The organism is Streptomyces sp. NPDC048337 (assembly GCF_043201175.1).
In the GTDB taxonomy this organism is placed as follows: domain Bacteria; phylum Actinomycetota; class Actinomycetes; order Streptomycetales; family Streptomycetaceae; genus Streptomyces.
This window is the reverse complement of sequence record NZ_JBICYR010000002.1, coordinates 473,658-498,720: the sequence shown is the minus strand read 5'-3', so window position 1 is coordinate 498,720 and position 25,063 is coordinate 473,658. Positions and strand designations below refer to the sequence as shown.

Annotated in this window: 22 protein-coding genes; 6 read left to right on the top strand and 16 right to left on the bottom strand. The window is 73.1% G+C overall.

Translation table 11 applies throughout. The features are described from left to right. Positions 1-8 precede the first annotated feature (8 nt). From ACGFYU_RS05300 to ACGFYU_RS05290, 3 genes are all read right to left on the bottom strand, one after another. Positions 9-1,001 (bottom strand): GlxA family transcriptional regulator, encoded by a 993-nt coding sequence (locus tag ACGFYU_RS05300; RefSeq protein ID WP_393825883.1) that lies wholly within the window; start codon positions 999-1,001, stop codon positions 9-11. An 82-nt stretch (positions 1,002-1,083) separates the two neighbouring features. After that, positions 1,084-3,543, bottom strand: coding sequence for an ABC transporter permease (locus ACGFYU_RS05295; RefSeq protein ID WP_393825882.1), 2,460 nt, complete (start codon positions 3,541-3,543; stop codon positions 1,084-1,086). After that, positions 3,537-4,274 (bottom strand): ABC transporter ATP-binding protein, encoded by a 738-nt coding sequence (locus ACGFYU_RS05290; RefSeq protein WP_393825881.1) that lies wholly within the window; start codon positions 4,272-4,274, stop codon positions 3,537-3,539. Before ACGFYU_RS05290 ends, ACGFYU_RS05295 begins: the two co-directional genes overlap by 7 nt. Before the next feature lie 385 nt (positions 4,275-4,659). On the opposite strand from ACGFYU_RS05290, the gene ACGFYU_RS05285 reads away from it, so the two are divergent. Then, positions 4,660-5,103, top strand: a complete 444-nt coding sequence (locus tag ACGFYU_RS05285; RefSeq protein ID WP_393825880.1) for a subtilase-type protease inhibitor — start codon at positions 4,660-4,662, stop codon at positions 5,101-5,103. An 81-nt stretch (positions 5,104-5,184) separates the two neighbouring features. Here the strand turns inward: ACGFYU_RS05285 and ACGFYU_RS05280 are convergent, their stop codons facing one another. Then, the gene (locus ACGFYU_RS05280; protein WP_393825879.1) at positions 5,185-6,033 is read right to left on the bottom strand and encodes a GNAT family N-acetyltransferase; all 849 of its coding nucleotides are present in this window, start codon (positions 6,031-6,033) and stop codon (positions 5,185-5,187) included. A 201-nt stretch (positions 6,034-6,234) separates the two neighbouring features. Further along, positions 6,235-6,663 (bottom strand): hypothetical protein, encoded by a 429-nt coding sequence (locus ACGFYU_RS05275; RefSeq protein WP_393825878.1) that lies wholly within the window; start codon positions 6,661-6,663, stop codon positions 6,235-6,237. 265 nt (positions 6,664-6,928) lie between these two features. Here ACGFYU_RS05275 and ACGFYU_RS05270 point away from each other — a divergent pair, with 265 nt between their 5' ends. Further along, positions 6,929-7,654, top strand: coding sequence for an NAD-dependent deacetylase (locus ACGFYU_RS05270; RefSeq protein ID WP_393825877.1), 726 nt, complete (start codon positions 6,929-6,931; stop codon positions 7,652-7,654). 18 nt (positions 7,655-7,672) lie between these two features. On the opposite strand, the gene ACGFYU_RS05265 is transcribed toward ACGFYU_RS05270, so the two are convergent. From ACGFYU_RS05265 to ACGFYU_RS05235, 7 genes are all read right to left on the bottom strand, one after another. Beyond that, complete coding sequence (locus ACGFYU_RS05265; protein ID WP_393825876.1) at positions 7,673-8,161, bottom strand: VOC family protein; 489 nt, start codon at positions 8,159-8,161, stop codon at positions 7,673-7,675. A 125-nt stretch (positions 8,162-8,286) separates the two neighbouring features. Continuing rightward, positions 8,287-11,871 carry a CDP-glycerol glycerophosphotransferase family protein gene (locus ACGFYU_RS05260; RefSeq protein ID WP_393825875.1) on the bottom strand — a complete coding sequence of 1,195 codons (3,585 nt, stop codon included), beginning with the start codon at positions 11,869-11,871 and terminating at the stop codon, positions 8,287-8,289. A 164-nt stretch (positions 11,872-12,035) separates the two neighbouring features. Next, positions 12,036-12,410, bottom strand: a complete 375-nt coding sequence (locus ACGFYU_RS05255; protein WP_393825874.1) for a hypothetical protein — start codon at positions 12,408-12,410, stop codon at positions 12,036-12,038. Between the two features lie 58 nt (positions 12,411-12,468). Then, positions 12,469-12,888, bottom strand: coding sequence for a roadblock/LC7 domain-containing protein (locus ACGFYU_RS05250; RefSeq protein WP_393825873.1), 420 nt, complete (start codon positions 12,886-12,888; stop codon positions 12,469-12,471). 71 nt (positions 12,889-12,959) lie between these two features. Continuing rightward, positions 12,960-13,739, bottom strand: a complete 780-nt coding sequence (locus ACGFYU_RS05245) for a transcriptional regulator (protein WP_393825872.1) — start codon at positions 13,737-13,739, stop codon at positions 12,960-12,962. After that, positions 13,736-14,137 carry a hypothetical protein gene (locus ACGFYU_RS05240; protein WP_393825871.1) on the bottom strand — a complete coding sequence of 134 codons (402 nt, stop codon included), beginning with the start codon at positions 14,135-14,137 and terminating at the stop codon, positions 13,736-13,738. The genes ACGFYU_RS05245 and ACGFYU_RS05240 overlap by 4 nt, the downstream gene beginning before the upstream one ends. 160 nt (positions 14,138-14,297) lie before the next feature. Further along, positions 14,298-14,540, bottom strand: a complete 243-nt coding sequence (locus tag ACGFYU_RS05235; RefSeq protein WP_393825870.1) for a helix-turn-helix domain-containing protein — start codon at positions 14,538-14,540, stop codon at positions 14,298-14,300. Positions 14,541-14,727: 187 nt separating this feature from the next. Here ACGFYU_RS05235 and ACGFYU_RS05230 point away from each other — a divergent pair, with 187 nt between their 5' ends. Then, positions 14,728-16,032 (top strand): M48 family metallopeptidase, encoded by a 1,305-nt coding sequence (locus ACGFYU_RS05230; RefSeq protein ID WP_393825869.1) that lies wholly within the window; start codon positions 14,728-14,730, stop codon positions 16,030-16,032. A gap of 15 nt (positions 16,033-16,047) precedes the next feature. Here the strand turns inward: ACGFYU_RS05230 and ACGFYU_RS05225 are convergent, their stop codons facing one another. After that, positions 16,048-16,611, bottom strand: a complete 564-nt coding sequence (locus tag ACGFYU_RS05225; protein WP_393825868.1) for a TetR/AcrR family transcriptional regulator — start codon at positions 16,609-16,611, stop codon at positions 16,048-16,050. 135 nt (positions 16,612-16,746) lie between these two features. On the opposite strand from ACGFYU_RS05225, the gene ACGFYU_RS05220 reads away from it, so the two are divergent. Beyond that, on the top strand, positions 16,747-17,988 hold the full coding sequence (locus ACGFYU_RS05220; protein ID WP_393825867.1) for a PucR family transcriptional regulator: 1,242 nt from the start codon (positions 16,747-16,749) through the stop codon (positions 17,986-17,988). Here ACGFYU_RS05220 and ACGFYU_RS05215 read toward each other — a convergent pair. From ACGFYU_RS05215 to ACGFYU_RS05205, 3 genes are all read right to left on the bottom strand, one after another. Then, positions 17,924-19,846, bottom strand: coding sequence for an APC family permease (locus ACGFYU_RS05215; RefSeq protein ID WP_393825866.1), 1,923 nt, complete (start codon positions 19,844-19,846; stop codon positions 17,924-17,926). The two genes, ACGFYU_RS05220 and ACGFYU_RS05215, sit on opposite strands and share 65 nt — an antisense overlap. A gap of 222 nt (positions 19,847-20,068) precedes the next feature. Further along, entirely contained in the window at positions 20,069-20,524 is a 456-nt protein-coding gene (locus tag ACGFYU_RS05210; protein WP_393825865.1) for a (2Fe-2S)-binding protein, read from the bottom strand. Between the two features lie 25 nt (positions 20,525-20,549). Next, positions 20,550-22,778, bottom strand: a complete 2,229-nt coding sequence (locus ACGFYU_RS05205) for a molybdopterin cofactor-binding domain-containing protein (protein ID WP_393825864.1) — start codon at positions 22,776-22,778, stop codon at positions 20,550-20,552. 313 nt (positions 22,779-23,091) lie between these two features. On the opposite strand from ACGFYU_RS05205, the gene ACGFYU_RS05200 reads away from it, so the two are divergent. Together ACGFYU_RS05200 and ACGFYU_RS05195 are read left to right on the top strand one after the other, a co-directional pair. Further along, positions 23,092-23,340 carry an SCO4226 family nickel-binding protein gene (locus ACGFYU_RS05200; protein ID WP_393825863.1) on the top strand — a complete coding sequence of 83 codons (249 nt, stop codon included), beginning with the start codon at positions 23,092-23,094 and terminating at the stop codon, positions 23,338-23,340. A gap of 181 nt (positions 23,341-23,521) precedes the next feature. Continuing rightward, positions 23,522-24,943, top strand: coding sequence for a PP2C family protein-serine/threonine phosphatase (locus ACGFYU_RS05195; protein WP_393825862.1), 1,422 nt, complete (start codon positions 23,522-23,524; stop codon positions 24,941-24,943). Positions 24,944-25,063 lie beyond the last annotated feature (120 nt).

Below are 25,063 nucleotides of genomic sequence, written 5' to 3'. Positions count from 1 at the left end.
GCGGCCGGTCAGCCCGCCTGCGTACGGAAGCGGCGGCGGTAGGCGGCCGGGGTGGTGGCCAGCTGCCGCCGGAACGCCCGGTGCAGGGTCTCCGCCGAGCCGAGTCCGGCGGCGGCCGCGATCTGGTCGAGCCGGCCGTCCGTGGTCTCCAGCAGGCGCCGCGCCACCTCGATGCGGGCCGCCTCCACGTAGGCGGCGGGACTGGTGCCCGTCTCCTGGGTGAAGACGCGGGCGAAGTGCCGCTCGCTGAGGCACATCCGGGCGGCCAGGGTCGGCGCGGAGAGGTCCTCGTCGAGGTGGTCGGCGATCCACAGCCGCAGCTGGTCGATGTCCCGGCGCTCGGCGGCCGGGCGGCTGAGCGGTACGGAGAACTGGCTCTGGCCGCCCTGCCGCTTGAGGTACATCACCAGCTGCCGGGCCACGGAGAGGGCGACCTGCTCGCCGAGGTCTTCGGCGACGAGGGCCAGGGCGAGGTCCAGGCAGGCGCTGATCCCCGCCCCCGTCCACACCCGGCCCCGGTCGGTCCGGACGAAGATCGGGTCGGGGTCGACGGTGACCTCCGGGTGGTCGGCGGCCAGCTGGGCGGCGGTCGACCAGTGGGTGGTGGCCGTCTTCCCGTCCAGCAGCCCGGCCGCGGCCAGCAGGTGGGCGCCCACGCACACCGAGGCGACCCGCCGGGCGTGCGGGGCGGTCTCCTTCACCCAGGCCACGACCGTGCTGTCGATCCGGGCGACCGGGCCGTCGTCGGTCATGTCGACCGCGCCCGGCACCAGCAGGGTGTCCACCTCCCGGCCGACCTCGTCGAAGGCCAGGTCGGTGAGGAGTCGGACGCCGGCCGACGTGCGGACCGCGCCGGCGACCGGTCCGGCGAGGCGGACCTCGTAGCCGGCGCGGCCCGCGGTCTCCCGGTTGGCCAGCGCGAAGACCTCGGCCGGGCCGGTGACGTCGAGGAGATCGACATCGGGGAAGACCGCGATGACGACACGGTGCGAAGTGGGCATGAACCGATCTTCACGGGTGCGGCCGATGGCCGCAATGACGATTCCCTGTCACATTCGGACACGCCCTCCTCGCGTTCACCGCCTACTCGCGTACGCCCCCCAGCTCCACCGCACGGCGCCGCAGTACGACCGCGGCCGAGGAGACGGCGGAGACCACCGCCAGGGCCGCGCAGGCGGCGGCGGTCGCGCCCGTCACGTCCCACGGGATCACGAGGCCGCTCCGGACGCCCAGCAGGGCCAGGGCGCCCTGGATGCCGGCCAGGTTCAGGGCGGCCACGAGGGTGCCCATGACCGCGCCGACGATGACGACCATCAGGGACTCCCCCGCCACCAGCCGCAGCACCTGCCACCGGGTGGCGCCCGCGAGCCGCAGCGCCGCGAGCTCGCGGGCCCGGTCTGAGGTGGCCATGACCAGGGTGTTGGCGAGTCCGATGCCGGTGTAGAGGAGGGCGATGCCGAGGACCAGCAGCAGGCCCAGCCGGGTGGTGCGCTTGGTCTCGGGGTACCCGGCCGCCATCCACTGCTCCTTGGTGAGGACCCGGCCCCCGGCCTGCCGCACGGCTTCCGCCAGGGCCCGGCCGGCCACGGCGGCGTCGGCGCCCGGGGCGAGCCGTACGTCGATCCGGTCCACGGTCGCACCGGGGGCGTTGGCGGGGGTGACGTAGACCCCGTTGTTGCCGGTGCCGATGCTCATCACGGCGGCGATCCGCAGCCGTTTGCGGCTGCCGTCGCCGAGCCAGACGTCCACCGTGGATCCGACCTCGTGCCGCTCCCACTCCTCGTTGACGATGACGGAGTCGTCGTCGAGATCGGTGGCCTTGCCCGCGGTCAGGGGCAGTTCGGCGGTCCTGGCGAGGGCGGCGGGATCGACGGCGCGGCCCTCGGAACGGATCAGCGCGACACCCTCCTCCAGGACGTGGACGGTGGTGCCGGCGGTGGCGGAGACCTCGGTTCCGGGGACGGCGCGCACCCGCTCGACGGCGGCCGGGCCGAAGCCGCCGGCGCCCCCCGTGATCACGAAGTCGGCGGTGGTCCGCTGCCGGACCTCCGCCGCCTTGGCCTCGTTGAGGGTGGCGGTGGTGCCGAGCAGGGATCCGGCGAGGGCCACGGTGACCAGGACGGGCGCGGCGACGGCCGCGGTACGCCGGATGCCCGCGGCCGCGTTCTCGCGGACCAGCATCCCGCCGGCGCCCGGCAGCCGGGCCGGGAGCCAACCGACGATCCGGACGAGCGGGCGGACCAGCACGGGTGCCAGCAGCGCGAAGGCGACGATCAGCAGCATGGGCCGGCTGATGTACGTCTTGCGGTGGAGCAGGTCGGAGGGGTCGGCGAACAGCGCGTGGGCCAGGGTGCCGAGGCCGGTCAGCAGCAGTCCGGCACCGAGGATCCAGCGGCCGGCGGTCATGGTCCCCGGTTCCACGGCGGCTTCGCGCAGCGCCTCGGCGGGGCCCACCCGGCCGGCCCGCCAGGACGCGGCGACGACTCCGGCGAGGGAGACGAACAGGCCGGTCCAGAAGGCCAGGTGGAAGGGCCAGGTGGCGCCCCCGATGGCGAACCAGTGCGGTGCCAGCTCCCCCTCGACCATGGTTTCGGCGAGCACGGGCGCCCCGTACGCCCCGAGGACGCAGCCGGCGGCGGACGCGAGCACGCCCAACACCAGCGCCTCGGTGAGCACCATGCGGCGGATCTGGCCGGGGCCGGCGCCGGCGGTGCGCAGCAGGGCGAACTCCTTGCGGCGCTGGGAGACGGCGAAGGCGAAGGTGGAGGCGACGACGAACACGGAGACGAAGCCGGTGATCCCGCCCGCGGTGCCGAGCGCGGCGTTGACGGCGAGCAGGGCCTCGCCGTCGCGCTCCGGATCGGGGTCGGCGTAGCGGCGGTCTCGGCCGGTGAGGACCCGCACCGAGGGGTCCGGGCCGACCGCGGCCCGTACGGCGTCCGGGTCGGCGGCGACGGCGAGCTGGTCGACGGCGGGCGACAGCCGGGCGGCGCTGGCGTCGGTCCAGAAGACGGCCTCCTCGAACCGGTGGCCGCCGGGGGCCTTGACGGTGCCGACGACCGTGGCGGGGCCGCGGTCGGTGGCGAGCCGTTGGCCGGGCCGGGCCCAGCCGGTGGTGACGACCTCGCCGTCGGACCGCGGGGCGCGGCCCGCGTCGATGGTGTAGGGGGCGAAGGCGGCGACCGACCACGGATGGCCGACCAGCCGCTTCGGGCCGCCCTCGGCCCGTACGGGGAAGGAGCGGTCCTCGGTGGTGGGGCCGAGGGCGGCGAGCCGCCGGGTGAGTTCGGGGGACACGGCTCTCGGGTGGGCGAGTTTCCCGGTGCGGTCGCCGATCGCGGTCGGGACGCGCAGGACGTCGTTGCCCTTGACGACGACGGGGGCCCGGGCGAATCGTTCCGGCCCGCGTGGCGGGGCTTCCAGGGTGGCGGCGAGCCCGAGGCCCATGGTGGCGATCAGGCCGACGCCGAGGGCGAGGGCGACGAAGCTGCCGACGAAGGAGACCCAGCGGGCGCGCACGGTGCGCAGGGCGGTGCTCAGCACGGCGCGTCCTCCAGCTTCGTCATGTGCGCGGCGATGTCCTCGGCCCGCGCGCCGACGAGTTCGCCGTTCAGCCGGCCGTCGGCGAGGAAGACGACGCGGTCGGCGTAGGAGGCGGCCACCGGGTCGTGGGTGACCATGACGACGGTCTGGCGTTCGGTGTCGACCAGGTCCCGGAGCATGGTGAGCACCTCGCGGCCGGTCCTGGAGTCGAGGGCTCCGGTGGGTTCGTCCCCGAAGAGCACCTCGGGGCGGGTGATGAGGGCGCGGGCCAGGGCCACGCGCTGCTGCTGGCCGCCGGACATCTCGGCGGGGCGGTGCCGGGCCCGGTCGCCCAACCCGACCCGGGCCAGGGCCTCGCGGACCTCGGCCCGGGCGGGGCGGCGGCCGGCCAGGCGCAGCGGCAGGGCGACGTTCTGCTCGGCGGTCAGGGAGGGCAGGAGGTTGAAGGCCTGGAAGACGAAGCCGATCCGGTCGCGGCGGAGCAGGGTCAGCCGGGTCTCGCTCAGTCCGGTGAGCTCGGTTCCGCCGACCGTGACGGTGCCGGAGGTGGGCCGGTCGAGTCCGGCCGCGCACTGGAGCAGGGTGGACTTGCCGGAGCCGGAGGGGCCCATGACGGCGGTGAAGGTGCCCTGGGGGAAGCCGAGCGAGACCCGGTCGAGGGCGGTGACCGCGTGGTCGCCGGAGCCGTGGATCCGGCTGACGTCGGTGAGGTGGATGGCGTGGATTGGCATGCGTCCAGCCAACCGGGGCGAGCGGCCCGGCACAGCGGGGTCAGAGCGAGTTCCGGGGGTCGGGCCGGCCCTACCCCGGAGGGGGCTCCAGACCCACCGGGAGGCCAAGCGGAACCGCTCCGGGAGCCCGCTCCGGGGCCCGCCGCGGCACTCCACCGGGGCCGCCCCGCCGCCCGCCGCAAAGGTTTCGCGCGTGTCTCCCGGTCGGTGTTCGGCCGATTCGGAGGCCCGCTCCCCCACTGGTCAGCACCCCTCGCACCGCTGCGGTCTGCGCTCATCCGTACACGATCGGTGACGAAAAATGGCGGTGCGAACGGGCGTTCGCGGCCCGGGTGGGCAAGACTCTGTCCGCTATCCGAAACACCAACCCAAAGGAGTGTTCGCAATGCGGTCCATCGCAAAGGGTCTCGGGCTCGGTTCCGCCGCCATGGCGCTCACCGCGCTCACCGCGCTGGCCTGGCCCGGAACGGCCGGAGCCGCGCCGTCCGGTACGGCGAGCCTGTACGCGCCCTCCGCGCTCGTCATCGGCGTGACCCCCGGAGACGACGCCGCCACCGGAACGGTGATGCGCGCGGTGACGCTGGTGTGCGCGCCGAAGCCGGGCGGGACGCACCCGAACCCGACGGCCGCCTGTGCCGACTTACGGGCGAACGCGGCGCGGTTGGACGCGGTCGCGGCCCCCGGCGCCGGCACCGCGTGTACCCGGGAGTGGAATCCCATGACGGTCACGGCCGACGGGGTGTGGCAGGGCCGCCGGCTGAACTACTCGTACACCTTCGCCAACCCGTGCGGCCTGCGGCACACCGCGGGCGCGCTGTTCGGCTTCTGACGCCCCGCGAGGCGTACGGGGCGGGCCGGGCGGCGCGCCGGCTGCCGCCCGGCGGCCCCGGTCACCAATCACCCGGAGCTGTCAGCCGAGTTCGAGACTCGTGACCCCGTAGATCCCGGGCAGGTCGACCTCGGGGGCCGGGCCCGTGTACATCCGGGCGGCCTCGAAGGTCGGGACCAGGCCGAGGCCGGTGAACAGCTCGACGGCGCCGGGGTTCGCGTCCGGGACGTCGACCGAGACCAGCCCGCCGGGCGCGTGCTCCGCGAGCCGCCGCAGCAGGCCGGCCGCCACGCCGGGGGTGGAGGCGTAGAGCGGGCCGATCCGGGAGGCGCCGCTGCACGGGCGGATGACCCCGAGCCCCTCGATCCGGCCGTCGCGGACGGCGGCCAGGGCCGTCCGGCCGGGCAGTGAAGTCCAGGCCGAGAGGAAGGCGTCGCGCGGCGCGGGGAAGAACAGCCGGTCGTAGGCGGCGAGTTGCCCGAACGGCAGGGTGGCCGCGTCCACCAACTCGACGCCTTCGGCCGGCCCGTCCCCGCCCTGCGGCACGCCCTCGTGGCGGACGTTGTTCCAGGCCGAACGGAATCCGGACTTGCGGTAGTTGTCCTGCTGCTCGACGACCCCGTCCAGGCCGATCAGCCGCCCGTCGAGCCGGTCCATCCCCGCGTTCCACAGCCGGATGCCGTAGCCCTGGCTGCGGAAGGCGGGCCGGGCGATGTAGAAGCCGATGAACCCGAAGCCCGCCCCGTAGCGCACGGCGGAGATGCTGGCCACCGGTTCACCGTCGAGCCGGCCGATGAGGAACCCCTCCGGGTCGGCGACCGCGAAGGCGAACCGGTCCGAATCCCCCGGATTCCAGCCCTCCTCATCGGCCCAGTCGCGGATCAGTGCCATGTCGGCGGCGCTCGCGCCGGTGATCTCGAATCCCGTCATGCCCCGTGTTGTACCAGACGGGGAGGAGGCGCACAGCCGTGCCCAACCAGCCGTCGGCATCCTGGCGAACGCGGCGCGATCGGCCTCGGGTTGGAGGTCGCCGACCTTCCCGTCGCCCACCTCGACCGCCCGCCGCACCCCGTCCGCGCGGACCGGTTCCAGGCGGTGGGCGTGGTCGTCGTGCCCCCACCCTACGGAGCCTCAGCCCGCGCAGATCACGTCGTCGAGGCGGATGGGCTGGGAGTCGAGGCGGACGTACGCGGTGAAGGTGTCGGTGGTGCCGGATTCCCAGTGGGTGGTGACGGTGGCCCAGCCGACCGCGGCCGCAGGAGCGACGGTGACCGGGCCGATGGCGATGTCCCGCGGCTCGTTCTGCGAGCAGAGCAGGACGTCGGCGTCGGCCCGCTCCCGCTGTCTGTCCTTGAGGAGCTGCGAGACCTTGTTCTCCCGGTCGTAGTCGGACGGGCCGTGGTGACCGTAGAAGCCGGCGAGGAAGGCACTGATCTTGGTGGCGTCGTGCGGCTGCGGGGCCGCGGCCGGGGCGGCGTGGGCAGCGGCGACGGACAGCGGGGCCGGCCCTGCGAGCAGGGTGAGCAGCAGGGCGCCGAGGCGGTGCGTCATGAGCTTCATGTCCGCTTTGTACCCGCCCTCCCGGCCCCGCGGGAGGGCGGGTACCCGGATCTCACTCCTGTGGGGGGCGGGATTCACCGCAGAAACGACCCTCCGCCCCCGCCCGGACCCCGTCCCCACCGGCACCCGCCCGCGATGGCGTGGTCGACAGAAGACCACCGGGGCGCCCGGGACCGAAGGAGTGACGGATCCGGACACGGCCGTCCGCACGGCCGAGCGCTGAATTCGGTCGCGGACCGGCGGCTCCCGTGCGTACGGTCGCCCCATGGGAAAGCCGCTCGTCGCAGTGTTCAGTGGGGCCGGGATGTCCACCGATTCCGGGATTCCGGACTATCGGGGGCCACAGGGGCTGTGGCGTCGGGAGCCCGACGCCGAGAAGCTCGTGACCTACGAGTACTACATGGCGGATCCGGAGATCCGCCGCCGCTCCTGGCTGATGCGGGCCGAGCTCGGCGCCCTCGGGGCCCGGCCCAATGCCGCGCACCTGGCCGTGACCGAGCTGGAACGCGGCGGAACCCCGGTACGGGTCATCACGCAGAACGTGGACGGGCTGCACCAGCTCGCCGGGATGCCCGCGCGCAAGGTGTTCGAGCTGCACGGCAGCGCCCGGTCGGTGGTCTGCACCGCCTGCCACGCCCGCTCGGACATGGACGAGGCGCTGGCCCGGCTCGCCGCCGGCGAGCCGGATCCCGCCTGCCTGGCGTGCGGCGGGATCCTGAAGGCGGCGACCGTGATGTTCGGCCAGCGGCTCGACCCCGAGGTGCTGGGACAGGCGATGGCCGTGGCCAAGGGCTGCCAGGTCTTCATCGCGGTGGGGTCCACCCTGCAGGTGCAGCCCGCCGCGTCGCTGGCCGGGATGGCCGCGGAGGCCGGAGCCCGGCTGATCATCGTCAACGCGGAGGAGACCCCGTACGACTCCCTCGCCGACGAGGTCGTCCGCGAACCCATCGGCACGGCCCTGCCGGCGCTGCTCGCGCGGATCGGCGGCTAGCCTCGGCCGGGAGACGGTCTAGCCCGAGAAGCCGTCGGCCGCCCGGCGCATTTCCGCCACGTCCAGCTTCTTCATCCTCATCATGGCGGCGGTGGCCCGGGCCGCCCGCTCCGGGTCCGGGTCGCTGACCAGGTCGATGGCACCGGGCGGGATGACCTGCCAGGACACCCCGAACCTGTCCTTGACCCAGCCGCAGGCGGACTCCTGGCCGCCGTCCTTGGTCAGCGCCTCGTAGTAGTAGTCCGCCTCGGGCTCGTCGGCGCAGTGGATCTGGAAGGAGATCGCCTCGGTGAAGGGGAACTGCGGTCCGCCGTTGAGGCCGACGAACTTCTGTCCGTTGATCTCGAACTCGGCGATCATCACCGAGCCAGCCCGCCCGGGGCCCGCATCCGTGTAGCGGCCGATCCGGCCGATCCTGCCGTCCTTGAAGACGGACACGTAGTAGTGCGCGGCCTCTTCCGCCTTGCCGTCGAACCACAGACACGTCGTGAAACCGTTGCCGCTCATCTCTGCCTCCAGGCCGGTGTGTGGACGGTGGTTGCCGTTCCTCACATACAGACCGGCCCCGGACCCGAAATTCATCGGTGGGCCCGGGGCCGGTGTGCGTTCAGCCGGGATTTCGCCCGTTCGGGCTACTTCGCGGGACCCGCGCCCAGCTCCAGCATGCGGTCGACGACGCGCTCGGTGGCGCGGCCGTCGTCCAGGTCGCAGAACTCCTCGCGCCAGGCCGCGCGCGCCTGCGCGTACTGCTCGCCGAGGGCGTCGGCGCCCCGCACGGCCTCGATGAGGCTCGCCGAGTCCGCGAGCAGCGGGCCGGGCGCCTTCTCCTCCAGGTCGAAGTTGAAGCCGCGCAGGGTGCCCCGGTAGCGCTCCAGGTCGTACGTGAAGAGCAGGATCGGCCGGTCGGTGAGCGCGAAGTCGAACAGCGCGGAGGAGTAGTCCGAGATCAGCACGTCGGCGACGAGCAGCAGGTCGGCCGCGTCGGGCCAGCGGGACACGTCGACGACGAAGCCGTCGCGGACGCTGTCTCGGACCTGCTCGGTCACGTGGTGGTGGCCGCGGATGAGCAGGACGTGGTCCTCGCCGAGCTCGCGGCGCGCCGCCTCCAGGTCGATCCGCAGGTCGAGCTTGTAACCGCCGGTCCAGGCCTCGCAGTTCTCCCGCCACGTGGGCATGTAGAGGACGACCTTCTTGCCCTCGGGGAGGCCGAGCCGCCGCCGGACCTCGGCGACGCGCTCCGCGTCGGGCCGTACGAGCGCGTCCGTGCGCGGGCTGCCCGCCTCGATGACCTCGCCGTCGTAGCCGAGGGCGCGCTTGAGCAGGGGCGTGGCGTACGAGCTCGGGGAGGCCAGCAGGGACCACTGGGCGCTGTCGTGCGCCAGCCCCTCCAGGATCTCCGGGCTCGTGTAGTAGTCGTGCACGAAGTCGTGGCCGATCTGCTTGATCGGCGTGCCATGCCAGGTCTGCACGACGACCTGGCCGGAGCGCCGCTGGAAGCGGATCGGGACGTTGTCGTTGGTCACGAAGTAGCGGGCGCGGGCCAGCAGGTCCCAGTACTCCAGGCTGCCGTACTGCACGGCGCGGGCGGTGTCCGGGACCTCGGTGCGGCCGTCGCGGACGAGCCAGAGGTGTTCCAGCTTCTCGCCGCGGCGCACCAGCTCCTCGTGGATGGCGCGCGGGGAGTCGCCGGCGCCCGTCCCCTTGAAGGTGTCGTAGACGACGACGTCCTTGACCGGCAGGGCGCGCTGCGCCGGGTAGGTCTCGAACCGGGCGACGCGCTGGGCGTAGCGGGAGCGGTCGTGCGGGCTGAGCAGCGGGTCGGCGACGAGCACCATGCGGTCGTAGAGGCGGGTCTCGACCCGCATCCGGCGGCCCTGAGTGGTGAAGGCGTGGGGCCCGGCGCAGAGCATGCCGGTGCCCATCTGCACGGGGGCGCCGCGGTCGACGCCGAGCAGGCCCGCGGTGGTTCCGCCCTGGGAGGCCGGGCGCATCGTGGCCCACCAGCGTCCCTCGGGGAGGGTGGTGAGGCCCGCGTACGCCTCGGGGAGCACGGGCTCGAAGGCGGCCTCGAAGGTGTCGCCGTCGCGGGTGACGGGGTAGCTGAACTCCACGCCGAACGCATTGTGCAGGACGAGCTCGTACGGCTCGTCGGCGGGCGCGACGAACCGGCCCCGCAGGGTGACGGTGCCGTCCGCGGTCTCGACGGCGTCGATCAGCGGCGGCGAGGGCTGCACCGAGAAGGTGAGGTGGCCGGTGTTGCCGCGCTTGGCGAAGAGGGCGCGGTCCGACTCCTGGCCGGGCAGCGGGAGGACGAGGCCGTCGAATCCGCCGCGCTCGTCGTGGACCAGGCGGTGTTCGGTGCCGTCGGCGCCGAGCACGGACAGGCTCCACGGCTCGGGGGTCCACTCGCCGGGCTCGCAGGGGGCGTCCGGTACGGCGGCCAGGTCGGCCAGCGGGACGCTGGCGGTGAACGGGATCCGGCCGCCGGCCGCGGCGGCGCCGGTCTGCAGCGGGACGTTGACGATGGTTCCGGTGCTGAGGTGCACGGCGTTCAGCGTGGCGGCGGCGCTGCCGGCCTCGGCGGAGAGTTCACCGCTGATCTCGACGGTGTCGTCGTCGGCGGGCCGGACGTCCAGGGCGCGGGCCCGGACGATCTCCACCTGGACGGTGAGGGCGCCGTTGACGGCCGGGATGACCCGGACGTCCGGGGCCACCCAGTGCGCGGGCGGGTTCTGGCCGGTGTCGTGCTCGCCGCCCTTGAGGCGGGCCCGGTGCAGGCCGCCGGCCCCGGTGACGGCGATGGAGGTGGTCCATATTCCATCGCGCCACTTGCCGCCCGACTGGAAGATCGTCGGGTCGACGACGGCGGTGAAGCCGGCCCAGTCGGCGTGCCGCAGCGCGAGGTGCGGGGACTTCACGGTGGCCATCGGGGAGGCGACCGTACGGGTGCCGACGACGGAGCGACGGCGCTTGCCGCCCTCGCGGAAGACCAGCATCTTGCGGGAGCCGAGGCGGCTCTCCGCGCCGAGGTGGCCGGGCAGGGCGTAGCCGCGCAGGAGCAGCTTGCCGTCGGCCCAGGCCGCCTGCTCCAGGCGGCTGACGACGCGGCGCTCGCGCGGGCCGAGGGTGAGGATCTTGGCGGGGACCGGCGGGCGGCCCTGCAGGAAGGGGTAGTCGGCCTGCGGGCGGGCGAGCCCCTTGACCGGCACGCTGTACTGGTAGTCGCGCTGGTGGTGCAGGAGGGCGATGAAGTCCTCGACGCGGCCTTCGCTCGCCAGGTACGCCTTGAGGCGGTCGGCGACGGTCAGGCCGGACCAGGGGCCGGTGCCGATCTCCCGGATGAGGCCGCCGACCTCCTTGACGAAGGCGGCGCGGAAGTCGGGGCCGCCCTCGCCGACGTACTTGTAGATGAGGGGGAGTTCCTCGCTCAGTACGTTGTGGTCGTAGTCGCGCAGGTAGCGGGCGTACTTGGCGCCCTGCTTGGCCTTGAGGGACTCGCGGACCAGGCGTACGGACTGCACGCGGTCGATGACGGAGACCGGGTCGGTGGAGCGCTGGGTGATGGAGCGCTCGCCGGTCTCGCGGACGCGCCAGTGGTAGACGCAGTCGCTGATGATGTCGACGCTGGAGGCGAAGTAGTGCGCGGGGATGCTGACCGGGGCGTCCTCGTAGAGGATGCCCTCCGGGTACTGGAAGCCGTGCTCGTCCCAGAAGGTGCGCCGGTAGACCTTGTTCCACGCGGTGCGGTCGGTGACCAGCGCCGGGAACTTGGAGATGTGGGTCTTCAGCTGGGTCTTGGCGAAGGCCGCCCGGTGTCCCCAGGACTGCTGCATGCCGACGGAGCGGAACCGCTTCACGTTGCCGCCGGCGAAGTCCGAGCCGGTCTCGTCGAGCGCGGCGATGAGTCGCTCGTAGGCGTAGTCCGGCATGGTGTCGTCGCTGTCGACGAAGGCCAGGTACTCGCTGTCCGGGTTGGCATGGCGGGCACCCACGTTGCGGGCCGCGCCGAGGCCGGCGTTCTCCTGCAGGACGACCCGGAAGCGCTTGTCCCGCGCCGCGAAGGCCTTCGCGATGACGGCACTGGTGTCCGTGGAGCCGTCGTCCACGAGGATGGCTTCGAAGTCGTCGAAGGTCTGAGCTGCGATGGATTCCAGGCACTCGTCGAGGTAGAGCTCGACGTTGTAGACGGGGACGACGATGCTCAGGCGCGGGGGCATGGGTGGCGGGTTCTCCAGCGTTTTATGCTTTATCGATGATCAGCTACTCGGAGCATCTTACTCCGTAACGGAACCATGAATTCCCCTCATTTCGGACATACAGCGGCTGATCGCCGGGGCGGACGGCAAAGAATTAAGCCGCCCGCCACCCACGCGATTCCCGGTCAGACCTCCAGCTCCGATTCGATCTTCATCAACTGGTGGCGGGCCATCGCGAGGTTGGCCCGCTTCTTGTCGAGGGCCAGGTAGAGGAAGAAGCCCGAGGCACCCCGGCCCCGCAGCAGGCGGATCAGGTGGTACTGGCTGCCGAGGGTGATGAGGATGTCCTCGATCTCGTCCTTGAGCCCGAGCAGCTCCATCGTGCGGACCTTGGAGCGCACCACGTCCGTGTTGCCGGCGGCGGCGACGGTGAGGTCGAGGTCCTTGCTGCCGCCGACGGTTCCGAGGGCCATGCCGCTGCCGTAGTCGACCAGGGCGGCACCGAGCGCACCCTCGATGGTGGTCATGGTTTCCTTCAGCGCGGTCTCGACGTTTGCCATGAGGAGTCCCTCTTTCTTTCGGTTCGGGTTCGGTCCTGCGGGGTTGGCTGTACGGGGTTCAGGCGGGCGGGACATCTGCGCCCCGGCGCCCGAGGGTGTGGTCGATGAGTTCGGCTATGCGCAGACTGGAGCGCCGGGCCTCCAGGTGGAGGCGCCCCACGTTGACGCGCGGCTCCGCCGTCAGCGTCAGGACGGCCGTCTCGCCGGCGGCGTAGGTGGCGACGTATCCGTGCTCTCCGCGCACCAGCAGCTCCCGGAATCCGCCCTGGCCCGTGCTGTCGCTGAGCCGCTGGGCGACCCCGAGGGCGGCCGCGGTCAGTGCGGCGACCGTCTCGGCTTCGGAGGCGGCGCTGTCCTGGGCGAGCACCAGGCCGTCGGCGCTGGCGGCGAGGGCGCCGGTGAGCTGGGGTACCCGGGCCCGCAGCCTGCGGAGCTCGGCGAGTATCTCGGCTTCGGCCTCGGCGGGCACCGTGCTCATGTCGGCCTTTCTCCTTTCGGGCTGCCTCCGCTCGGAGCGGTCGGCGCGCAGGGCCGGTCGCAGCGGGAGCCTCACAGGCTTGCCTCCAGTGCGTCGCGTAACCGGCGGAGCAGCGCCACGTCCGGGGATTGGGTCTGGGTCATCCAGTCGGGCAGGGGTTCCGCGGCCGGCTGCGGGGCCGGAGCGTGCGGGGTCTCGACCAGTCCGGCCGCTGCCAGGCGCCGTACGTCGAGCAGTGTGTGGAAGGCGGGGCGGCCCAGGACCCACGCGAGGTCCGCGGGGGTGCGGACGCCGTCCGCCTGGCGCAGCAGGATCCGCTGCCGGGCGGTGACCGTCTGGCCGGGCGCGGCGGGCCGCGGCACCACCGGGGCGGTGTCGAGCCGCGGGTACGGCCAGACCGCGTCGAGCAGTTCCCGGCGGCGGCGGGTCTCCCGTTCCACGGCGGCGGCCGGGACGGAGCGGACGGAGCCGATCCAGTGGGTGGCGCCGCGGCGGAAGCGGGAGGGGCCGCTGCCCGGGGACAGGGCGAAGAAGGCGGCGTCGAAGATCGCGGCGAGGTGGCAGATCTCCAGCTCGCCGCCCGCGAGGCCGCCGCTGTCCACGAGGAAGCGGGCCACCTGGCGGCGGGCTCCGGCCCGGTCCACGGCCTCGCGCCAGCGCTCGGGGGCGAGGGCGCCGCCGGTGGTGAGCAGGACGTCGAGGCCGGGGGTGGCCGGGCTCTCCGCGTGCACGATGCGGCCGTCCTCGAGGAAGAGGGTGCCCCGGTCGCGCAGCAGGGCGCCGGTGGCGCGCTCGGCGGCGAGCCGGGTGAGGAGGGGGGAGACGGCGGTGGCGGCGACAGGGCCGGTCATCTGAGCACCAGCCCTTCGGCGAGGGCCCGGAGTTTGTGACGGGCGAGGGCGAGGTTGCCGTCGGCGCGGTCGAGCCAGAGATGGAGGAAGACGCTGCTGTCGAAGCTCGTCTCGACGAAGCGGAGGACGTGGTAGCCGGTGCGGGTGGTGACGATCAGGTCCTCGACGGGCGGGCCGGCGTCACCCCGCAAGGGGGCGTCGTCCGCCGGGGCGAAGGACTCGTACTCGGCGGCCGCGCGGGCCAGCTCGGCGGTCTCGGCGGCGGTGGTCTCGTGGTCCCCGACGGGCGAGTCCCCCGCGGTGCCGAGGGCCAGTCCGCTGCTCCAGTCGACCAGCGCGGCCCCCCGCGCACCAGGCAGGGCCATGGCTTCGAGCAGGCATTCGTCGATCCCGGGCACGCGGGCTCCCCTCCCGGCCGGACGTGCTGAGTGCACGGTCGTACGGCGCGACAGGAGGGAACTTACTCAACTTCCACAGTGCGGAAGGGCGTTCTGGCATTTTCCGCTGGAACATGCACGGAACAACGCGGCTCCTTGGCCGGAACCCGTCGACTTTTGATCACGAAGCGAGCGGAAGATCGTCCGCGAGCCGGAACGACCCGCCCTCGCGCTGGACGTAGCCCTCGTGGCTGAGGGTGCGCAGCAGGTGGTAGACGGTGGGCAGCGGAATCCCGGTGAGCCGGGCGAGCCGCTTGGCGGTCGCCCCTCCCTCGGCGTACATCGCTTCCACGAGACGCAGCGCGCGCTGCACGGAACCGATCAGGGTGGGTGTGCTGTCCTTCTGACTGTCGCCGCTGCCCATGAGTAGTCCCCCTGCTCCGGTACGAGTCCTGACAAACCCATCAAAGTCGCTCACCGGCCGCAAAACCAGCTGACTCGCGTAAACCTGAGCATAAGATCACCGGACCTCGCCCAAGCGTGACGGGTGCCGGGGCGCCGCCTATCCTTCCCGGACCGCGGATCCACGAGGACCGCGGCGGCAGGGGATCGTGGAGATCAGCAGTGGGGTGGCCGCGCCGGAGACGCGGAAGTGCCCGGAGTGCGGAAGCGCCGTACCCGTGGACGAGCGGTACGCCGATTGGTGCTCGGCCTGCGACTGGAACGTGGACCCGGGCGCGGCCGACCCGGAGCCCGGGCGGATCGCGGCCGCGCGACGGCGCCTCGCTCAGGAGTACGGGGATCAGCTGGCAGCCGAGATGGAGCGGGCGGCGGACGGCGGGGGGCCGCCGGCGCGGGACACGGCGACCGTGCTGGCCTCTGGCATCTCGCTGTTGGTGCACGGGATGACCGCGCTCCTGGTGGTGACCGGCGTGCTGTTGGTCGTCCTCGGCTGGGAGACCGGGGTGCAGCCGGTGATCGGCGTCCTGCTACTCGGGACCGCGTCGGTGCTGCGGCCTCGGCCGGTGCGGCTGCCGAAGGACGCGCCGGTGCTGTACCGGGCGGACGCGCCCCGGCTGTTCGAGCTGATCGACGAGGTCGGGGCCGCGATCGGGACCACCGGCGTGGACGCCGTGGTGGTGGCGCCGGACGCCAACGCGGCCGTGACCGGCTACGGCCTGCGAGGGCGGCGGATGCTGCTCCTGGGGCTCGGGCTCTGGGAGATCCTGCCGCCGCAGCAGCGGGTGGCGCTCCTCGGGCACGAGCTCGGCCACTTCGCCCACGGCGACATCCGGCGCGCCCGGCTCACGCACGGGGCGCTCCACTCCCTGTCGGTCTGGCTCCACGTGCTGGCGCCGATGCCCGCGGTGCGGCTGTTGGACCGGTTCGTGAACGCGGCGACCTTCGTGCCCCGTTGGGCCGTGTACGGGCTGCTCCTGCTGCTCGACCGGCTCACCCTGCGCGCTTCGCAGCGTGCCGAGTACCTGGCGGACGCGAGCGCGGCCCGGGCCGGGTCCACGGAGGCGGCCGTCGGTCTGATGGACCGGCTGCTGATCCTGGGCTCAGTGGAGGCGGAGCTGCGGCGGGAGTCGGTGGCGGCGCAGATGCTGGGCGGACGCGGCGGCCGCGAGGCGCGCGACCGGGCTGAGGAGGGGCTGTGGGAGCGGCTCGCCCTGCATGCCGGCGCCGTGCCGGAGCACGAGTACGAGCGGCTGCGCCGGGTCGCCGCCCGGCGGGGGCACAGCGTGGACAGCACCCACCCGCCGACCCACCTGCGCCGCCGCGTCGCCGCCTCGGGCGGATCGCATCCGGCACAGGTCGTCTACGAAGGCCCCCGGGCCGCCGCGATCGCAGCGGAACTGGCCCCGGCGCGCACCTCCCTGGCCCGCCGGGTGATCCGCGACCTGGCCGGCTGAGCGGCGGGCGCGGCGTCAGGGGGTGGGGCGGTGCGGGAGGAGGCGTTCGACCATGGCGTCGATGAGGGTCTCCTCCGGGTAGCCGTCGAGCATGGTCGGCGCGGTCAGGTCGTCCACGATCAGGCCCAGCATCGCGAGGTAGAGCAGGACCACGCCCTGGGGGTCGCCCGGCAGGCCCGCCTCCAGGTGCCAGGCGACGTTCGCGTCGAGCTCCGCGCGCTGGAAGCCCGCCAGCTCCGCCTGGAGTTCGGGGCGCCGGGTGGCCTCCAGTCGGAGTTCCAGCATCGCGATGTGCACGCTGCGCTCGCGCCGCATCCGCTCCAGCAGCCGGCCGAGGAGCACCTTGGTGTCCAGCGGGCCGGCCAGGTCGGCGGGGTCCGGGGTCAGTCGCTCCCTGGTGCGGTGCAGGATCTGGACGAGCAGCTGGGCCCGGTTGGCGAAGTAGTTCGAGGCGGTGCCCGTCGGGACGGCCGCCTCCGCGTCCACCGCGCGCAGCGTCAGGCCGCGCGAGCCCTCGCGCGCGAGGACTTCGATCGCGGCGTCGAGCAGCGCGGCGCGGCGCTGCGGGTTCTGGCGCATGGGCGGGCCCCTGGGGATCGGAGGTGAGTACTGCACACGACGAAGCACTACAGGTGCAGTGCTTCGTCTACGGTAACGGATGCGCCCGCTCCGGGCCCTCCCCACCGTGCCCTCCCCCGTGTCACGCTGCCCGTCATGGAGCGGATCATCGAGGAGATACGCGAGGACCTGACCCGCCGGATCGCCGTGGCGGCGGACCGGCTCGCCGACCGGACGCTGGCCGAGGATCCCGCGTACGCCGCCCTGCTCGGCCGCACAGAACTGCGCGAGCGGATCCACCACGCCCTCCGCCAGGGGGTCGAGGGCCTGGTCCGCACCTCCCGCGGGCTGCCCGTGGACCTCGCCGACGCCCGGGCCACCGGCACCCTGCGGGCCGAGCAGGGGCTGCCGCTCACCTCGCTGCTGCGCGCCTACCGCCGCGGCGGGCGGCTGCTCTGGCAGACCCTCACCGAGGCGGTGGCCTCCTACGACCGGGCGGCGCTGCCCCGGCTGCTGCCGGGCGCGCCCGTACTGTGGGACGTACTGGACCAGATGACGGACGCGGTGTCCGAGTCCTACCGGCGTACGGAGGCCGCGCGCGCCGACCGCGACCGGGAGCGCCGCGCGGCCCTGCTCGACGCCCTGCTGGACGGCGCGGCCGCGACCGACGGGCCCACCGCCTCCGAGGCCGCGGCGCGGCTGGGGCTGCCCGAGCGGGGCCGCTTCGCGGTGGTCGTGGTGGCCGCCCCGGACGATCCTTCCCGGCCCGCGGAGAGACCCGGGGCCACCGGCGCGCCGCGCGTGCTGTGGCGGGTCCGCGCCGACGGGGAGACCGGCCTGGTGGTGCTGGGCCACCATCCGCTGGAATCCGTACGGGACCTGCTCGCGCCGCTCGCAGTCCGAGCGGGGGTCAGCCCCGTCGTGGAGGCGCCGGACCAGCTGGCCGGGGCGCACCGGCTGGCGGCCCTGGCGCTGCGCACCGCCCCCGCGTCCGGCGGCCCGCGCACCGCGCTGCTCGACGAGGGGCTGCCCGCGGCGCTGGTCGCGGCCCAGGCCGAACTCGCGGGCCGGCTGCGTAGGGTGGTGCTGGGGCCCGTACTGGCGCTGCCCCCGGAGGACCGCCGGCTGCTGCTGACCACCCTGGGCACCTGGCTGGACTGCCGCGGCTCCACGACGTCCGCCGCGCAGCGGCTGTACTGCCACCGCAACACCGTCTCCAACCGGATGCGCCGCCTGGAACAGCTCACCGGCCGCTCCCTCGCCGACCCGCGGCACGTGGTGGAGCTGACGCTGGCTCACGCCGCGGTGGTCCAGGGCGCCGCGGCGCAGTCCCCTACCCCTCCTTGCCCGCCGACTCCAGCAGGTACGGTACGTCGATCACCGCGACCCCGGGGGTGAACAGCAGCCGCGCCTTGAGCCGCAGCGCGTTCTGGTTGTGCAGCGGCTGCTCCCACCAGTTGCCCACGACGTACTCCGGGATGACCACCGACAGCACGTCCGTCGAGGAGTCGCCGGCCAGTTCTTCCACGTGGGCCAGGATCGGGGCCACCACCTCGCGGTACGGGGAGTGCAGGATCTTCAGGGGGATCCCCGGGTCGTGCTCCGTCCAGGCCTCGCGCAGCCGGTCCGCCTCCTCCTCGTCGGCCGCGACGGTGACGGCGGTCAGGGTGTCGGGGCGCAGGCCCTGCGCATAGCCCAGGGCCTTCATCGTGGGGGCGTGCACATTGGCGACCAGGACGAGGACGTGGTGGCGGGCGGGCTTGCGCGGCTTCGCGTCGGGGGCGATGGCGACCTGCTGCGCCACCTGGTCGTAGTGGCGGCGCACCCCCTTCATCCCGAGGAACAGCAGCGGCATCGCGATGACGACCAGCCAGGCCCCGTGCGTGAACTTGGTGATGAGGACGATGACCAGGACCAGGGCGGTCATGACGGCGCCGACCGCGTTGATGGCCAGCCGGCGGTGGATGTGGACGCGCTCCTCCTGCGGGGTGGCGGGTGAGGCGAGCTCCCTGCGCCAGTGCTGGACCATGCCCGCCTGGGAGAGGGTGAAGGACACGAAGACGCCGATGATGTAGAGCTGGATGAGGCGGGTCAGGTTGGCGTCGAAGGCGACGATGAGGCCGATCGCGACGAGTGCGAGGAGCACGACGCCGTTGGAGTAGACGAGCCGGTCGCCCCGGTTGAAGAGCTGGCGGGGCGCGTACCGGTCCTTGGCCAGGATCGAGGCGAGCATCGGGAAGCCGTTGAAGGCGGTGTTGGCGGCGAGGACCAGCACGCCGGCGGTCACGGCCTGGAGCAGGTAGAAGAGGACGTGCCAGTCGCCGAAGCTGGCGCGGCCGATCTGGGCGAGGGCCGTGGACATCGGGGTGCCGGGGGCCAGGCCCAGTTCGGTGGGGTCTTCCGCGACGTGCACCTTGTACGTCATGGCGAGGGCGGTGATGCCCACGAACATGGTCACCGAGAGCACGCCCATCGCGGCGAGGGTGGTCGCCGCGTTCTTGGCCTTGGGCTTCTGGAAGGCGGGGACGCCGTTGCTGATCGCCTCGACGCCGGTGAGGGCCGTACAGCCGGAGGCGAAGGCGCGCAGCGCGAGGAAGACGAGGGCGATTCCGGTGTAGGTGCCGGCCTCGGTGATCGGCAGGTCGGCGGACTCGGCGCGGATGGTCTCGCCGGTCGCCAGCCGTACGGCGGCGAAGGCGAACATGAGGTAGATGACGAGGACGAACCCGTAGGTGGGAATGGCGAAGATCCGGCCCGACTCGCGGACGCCGCGCAGGTTCATCACGGTCAGCAGCACCACGAAGCCGACGGACAGGGCCACTTCGTGGTCGCTCAGCGCGGGGATGGCGGAGGTGATGGCGGAGACGCCGGAGACGACGGAGACGGCGACCGTCATCACGTAGTCGACGAGCAGGGCGCTGGCGGCGGTCAGCGCGGCGGTCGGTCCGAGGTTCTCCTTGCTCACGACGTACGCGCCGCCGCCGCTGGGGTAGGCGTGGCAGGTCTGCCGGTAGGAGGCGATGACCACCACGAGCAGGAAGACGATGGCGGCGGCCGCGTACCAGGCGAGGTGGAGCAGCGTGACACCGCCGAGGGCGAGGATCAGCAGGATCTCCTCGGTGGCGTATGCCACCGAGGAGAGCGGGTCGCTGCAGAAGATCGGCAGGGCGAGCCGTTTGGGCAGCAGGGTCTCGCCCATCCTGGCGGTGTCGAGAGGTTCACCGACCAGCACGCGTTTCACATTGATACGCCTCATCCAGGCATGATCGTGCACGCTTTACGTGATTCGCCCCTTTTGGCGGCTGTGTCACCCGGCGAACCCCTCGGCCCGCCGCCCGGGCCCAGCCGGTGCCGACCCCGTGGGCGGCGGGCTCCGGCTCGGGGCCCCCGAACGGGGCATGCCGTTCGGCGCGGCCCGCGGGCGCATCTCCCCGCCGACCCCGACCAGCGCTCCGGCAACGCGGCGGACCCGCCTCCGCTACATCTTCGCCGCCGCGCTGCGGATGGCCTCGCGGATGCGGAAGTAGGTTCCGCAACGGCAGATGTTGGCGATGGCGTCGATGTCCTCGTCGGTGGGCTCGCTCGTGCGCCGCAGCAGGGCCACGGCCGCCATGATCTGACCGGGCTGGCAGAAACCGCACTGGGCCACGTCCTGTTCGAGCCAGGCCTCCTGCACCGGGTGCAGGTCGTCCCCGTTCGCCAGCCCCTCGATGGTGGTCACCGCCTTGCCCGCGCAGGCGGAGACGGGCACCACGCACGGCCGGATGTCGGAACCGTCGAGGTGGCTGGTACAGGCCTTGCAGACGTCCACGCCACAGCCGTACTTGGGGCCGCGGACCCCGAGCATGTCGCGGAGCACCCACAGCAGGGGCAGGTCGTCGGGGGCGTCCACGGTAACGCTCTGCCCGTTGACGGTGAAGGTGTGCGAGGGCACGGCGTACTCCTGGATCCGGTTCGGACTATCGGGGGTAGGGGGTGAAGTCGACGTCGAAGTCGAGCGGGAAGCTGCGGGGTTTGGAGCCGGTCGCCCGGGCCCAGGCGTTGGCGATCGCGCCGACCGCCGCGGGGACGCCCAGCTCGCCCGCGCCTCCGGGCTCCTCGCCGGTGGCCGGCAGCACGAAGACCCGTACGTCGCGCGGCGTGTCCCGCTGCTTCGCCCAGTGGAACTGGCTGTAACTGCCCTCCATCGGCAGTCCCTTGTCGATGTGGATGCCGGCGCGCAGGGTGGTGGAGATGGCGTCGGTGAGGCCGCCGATCATCTGGGCCTCCAGCCCGCGCGGGTTGACGGGCAGACCCACGTCCACGGCGATGACGGCCTTGGTCACGCGGACGTGCTCCGGATCGCGGGTGTCGATCTCGACCAGGCACGCGGTACGGGACTTGTACTCCTCGTGGAAGGCGATGCCCTGCGCGCACCCCGGCTGCATCGGCCGCCCCCACTCGCCTTCCTGCGCCACCTTGTCGAGTACGGCGCGCTGCGCGTCCGTCTTCAGGAAGGTGCGCCGGAAGCGGTACGGGTCCTTGCCGGTCGCGGCGGCGAGTTCGTCGACGACGATCTCCTCGGCGCCGCGCGTGTTGGCGGAGTACACCGAGCGCCAGGAGCCGGTGGGGATGCCGGTCGGCACCTCGGTGAGGGCCTGGGTGGTGAGGCCGAAGTGGTACGGGGACTTGACCGTGGTCAGGAACAGGGTCTGGGCGAGGGTCGCGTTGCCGATGCCGAGCGGCAGGTGCGCCGCGGTGGCGGTGATGATCTCGCCGAGGCCGTGCCGGAAGTCGGTCTCGGCGGCGGCGACCCGGTGCTCGAAGCTGAGGACCTCGCCGAGGAGGTGCGTGGCCCGGATCTTGTGGTGGGTGGCGGGGCGCATCCGGCCGTGCCGGGTGTCGTCGACGCGGGTCCACATCAGCCGGACCGGGCGGCGGCAGGCCTTGGAGATCCGGGCCGCTTCCAGGGCGGCGTCGAAGAAGAGCCGGCGGCCGAAGGAGCCGCCGGCCTGGACCACGTGCACCTTCACCTTGTCCAGCGGCAGGCCGAGGTCGGCGGCGATGGTCTCGCGGGCGACGATCGGGGACTTGAGGCCGGACCAGATCTCGGCGCGGTCGTCCCGTACGTCGGCGATGGCCGAGTTGGTCTCCATCGGGGCGTGGCTGACGAAGGCGAAGTCGAATTCGGCGTCCACGTACGGGGTCAGCAGCGGCGGCACGAGCAGCGGCGGGGTGGCGGCGCGCAGTTTTGTACGGATCTGCGCGTCGGAGAGCTGGTCGGCGGGGCCGGGGCCCCAGGTGACCTGGAGGGCCGCCTTGGCGTCGAGGGCCTGCCCGAAGGTCTCGGCGACGACGGCGACCCCGGTCGGGACGGTCACCACGTGCAGGACGCCCGGCATGGCCTTGACGGCGGCGAGGTTGGCGACGGTGCGGACGCCGCCGCCGAGGGTGGGCGGGCGGCGCACCACGCAGGGCTTGGCTCCGGGCACGTCGAGGTCGAGGGTGTAGCGCTGGGCGCCGGTGACCATGGCCCGTGCGTCGACGCGGCTGGTCGGCTTCCCCACGAGGGTGTGCTTGGCCGTCTTCTTGGGGGCGGCGCCGAGCACGACGAGGCCCGGGTCGGCGGCGGCCGCGGAGAGGCCTCCGTAGTCGGCGGTGCGGCCGTCGGGGGCGCGGACGGCCCCGTCGGCGGTGGTCAGCGTGGCCGGGGAGAGGCCCCAGCGGGCGGCGGCGGCCGCGACGAGGCGGGCCCGGGCGGTGGCGGCGCACTGCCGGACCGGCCCGTAGAGGGAGCGGATGGAGTTGGAGGATCCGGTGAGCTGGTTGAAGAGCAGCTCGGGGCGCGCGTCGTCCAGTTCCACCCGTACATCGGCCAGCGGTGCGTCGAGCTCCTCCGCGACCAGCATGGCCACGGCGGTGGTGAGGCCCTGGCCGACCTCCTCGCGCGGCAGCCGGAAGCGGATCGTGCCGTCCGCCTCGACGGCGAGGGCCAGCAGGGCCGAGGTGGGCGCGCCGGCCAGGATGAACAGGTCGCCGAGGTCGATCACGTCGGCGATGGCGGGCAGCGTCGGCACCACGGCGTGGGCGGGCTGCGGGGTCAGCACGTCCGCGCCGGCGCGGGTGACCAGGGCGAGGGTCGGCGCCGCGACGAGGTAGGTGAGGAAGGAGCGGCGGCTGTGCCCCTCCGGGTGGTGCTGCCCGGTCATGTCGTCGTGTCCCCACCCTGCGCGGGCCCGCGCTCGTGCGGACCTCCCCCGGCTCGTTACCGGCACGTAGAGTAGCGATCAGGGGGTGACCTGGGAAGCCCGCGGACGGCCGCCGGTTGGCCGACATGCCGTCAGACGAGAGCGTGGGTCCTTCGTTCGGGGGTACCGGAGGGCGCCGCCTTGATTCGGCCTTTACGCGAGTACAGCGGCGGGGACGCCTCGTACACCTCGGCCGTACGATCGATCCGGCTCCGCCGAAAGGCCGGTTTCCGGCCGCGGGCGGACGATGGAGGAAACGGAAGGAGGCGCCTTGATGGCCACCTTCATGGATGTCCACACGGGCATGAAAGGCATCACGGCCGAACAGCTGATGGAAGCGCACCGCGCCGACCTGGCAATCGAGGCCGACGAGGGCGTGCACTTCGAGAAGGCATGGGCCGACCCCGAGGCGGGTACGGTCTACTGCCTGTCGACCGGGCCGTCCGCGGACGCGGTGCGGCGCATCCACGAGCGCACCGGACACCCGGCGGACGAGATCCACCCGGTGCCGCTCAGCGTGTAGTTACAGCCGCTGACCGGATTCATTCGCACATGGAAGGGAGGCCTGGAGGCCTGCGGCATATGCCAGAAGCAAGACCGTTACGGATGTTGCCAAACGCCTTACACGCCGTCGCCGCCTGTGCAACAGTCGTAACCGGTCCTTCCTTCAGACTTGGCCGTGCCGCGCCTGTATCGGAGTTCTCATGCCGTCCCACCTGTTCGCGGACCGTCCCGCGCAGCCTCCAGAGCCAGGGTCGGTGGACGCGCTGATCTCGCAGACCCGCCGGCTGCGGGGAGAAGTGGACGCGGTCCGCCGCGACACCGTCGTGGACGACGACGACGCCCAGGGCCGCTGGCAGCGCGCGCTGTGCGATCTCGCCGTGCACCACCTCGACGACCTCCGCGAACACCTGGGCCAGCTCAAGGAAGGGCTGCCGCCGGCGCCCGAGGCCATCGAGCTGCCCCAGGCGGCCCCCGAGGCCGGACCCGAGGCACAGACGCGCGTCGGCAGCGCCGAATGGAACCTGCTGACCGACGAGGTCAGCTGGTCCGACGAGCTGTTCCAGATCTTCGGCCGGTCCCCCGAGGCGGGCGCGCTCCCGCTCGACGAACTGGGCTCGACCCTGTTCTCCGAGGACCAGCCGCTGCTCACCGCCTGGGTCACCGCCTGCCTGGTGGACGGCAAGGCGATCGACGGCGAGTTCCGCATCGTCCGGGCCGACGGCCGGGTCCGGACCTTGCACATGAGGGGCGAGCCGGTACTCGACTCCGACGGTTGCACGGCCTCGATGTGGGCCGTGCTGCGGGACGTGAGTGAACTGCGCCGGAGCCAGCGGGCGGTCCGCGAGTCCCGTGACTCGCTGCAGCGCCAGCGGGAGATCGCGCAGACCGAGCACCGGCTGGCGGTCGAGCTGCAGGAAGCCGTGCTCCCCCCGTGGCGCGGCTCCCTGCGGTTCCCGCACGGCAGCACCGGCACCCTGGACCTGGCCGCGCACTACCTGCCGTCCGCCACCAGCGCGCTGATCGGCGGCGACTGGTACGACGCGCTCGAACTCCCCGACGGCCGCTCGATGCTGACGGTCGGCGACCTGACCGGTCACGGGGTGACCGCCACCTCCGGGATGGCGATGATGCTCGGCGCCCTGCGCGGCATGGCCATGGCCGGCATCGAACCGGGCCCGTTGATGGGCTGGCTCAACCAGCTGTTGGAGACCTCCGTACAGCCCGCGCTCGGCTCGGCCGTGTGCTGCCGTTACGATCCCGCGCGCCGGGTCCTGTCCTGGGCGCAGGCCGGACACCCGGCCCCCCTGCTGTTCCGCCGCGGATCCGGGCGCTCCCTGCTGCCGCCGGAGGGCGTGCTGCTGGGCGCCACCTCCGGGGCCTCGTACGGGCAGGCCGAGGAACGGCTCGAAGTGGGTGACGTACTCGTCCTGCACACGGACGGACTGACGCCGCGCAGCATCGAGTTCAGCCGCGCGGACGGAACCGAGCGGCTGCTGGCGCTGGCGCCGCGGTTCTCGGCGGCGCGGTCGGCGCAGGACTGCGTACGAATGGTCATCGAGGAGTTCGGGGAGAGCGAGCGCGAGGACGACGCGTGCGTGCTGGTCGCACGGGTCGGCGGGTGAGATCGAGGTCGCGTCCCTCGGGACGGTGACCGGAGTCCGATCGGTCGGGGGCCAAGGGCCGCGCCACTGGGCGCGGCCTTTCCCGTGTTCGTGCGGCGGGGCGCCGGTCCGTGCCGTGGA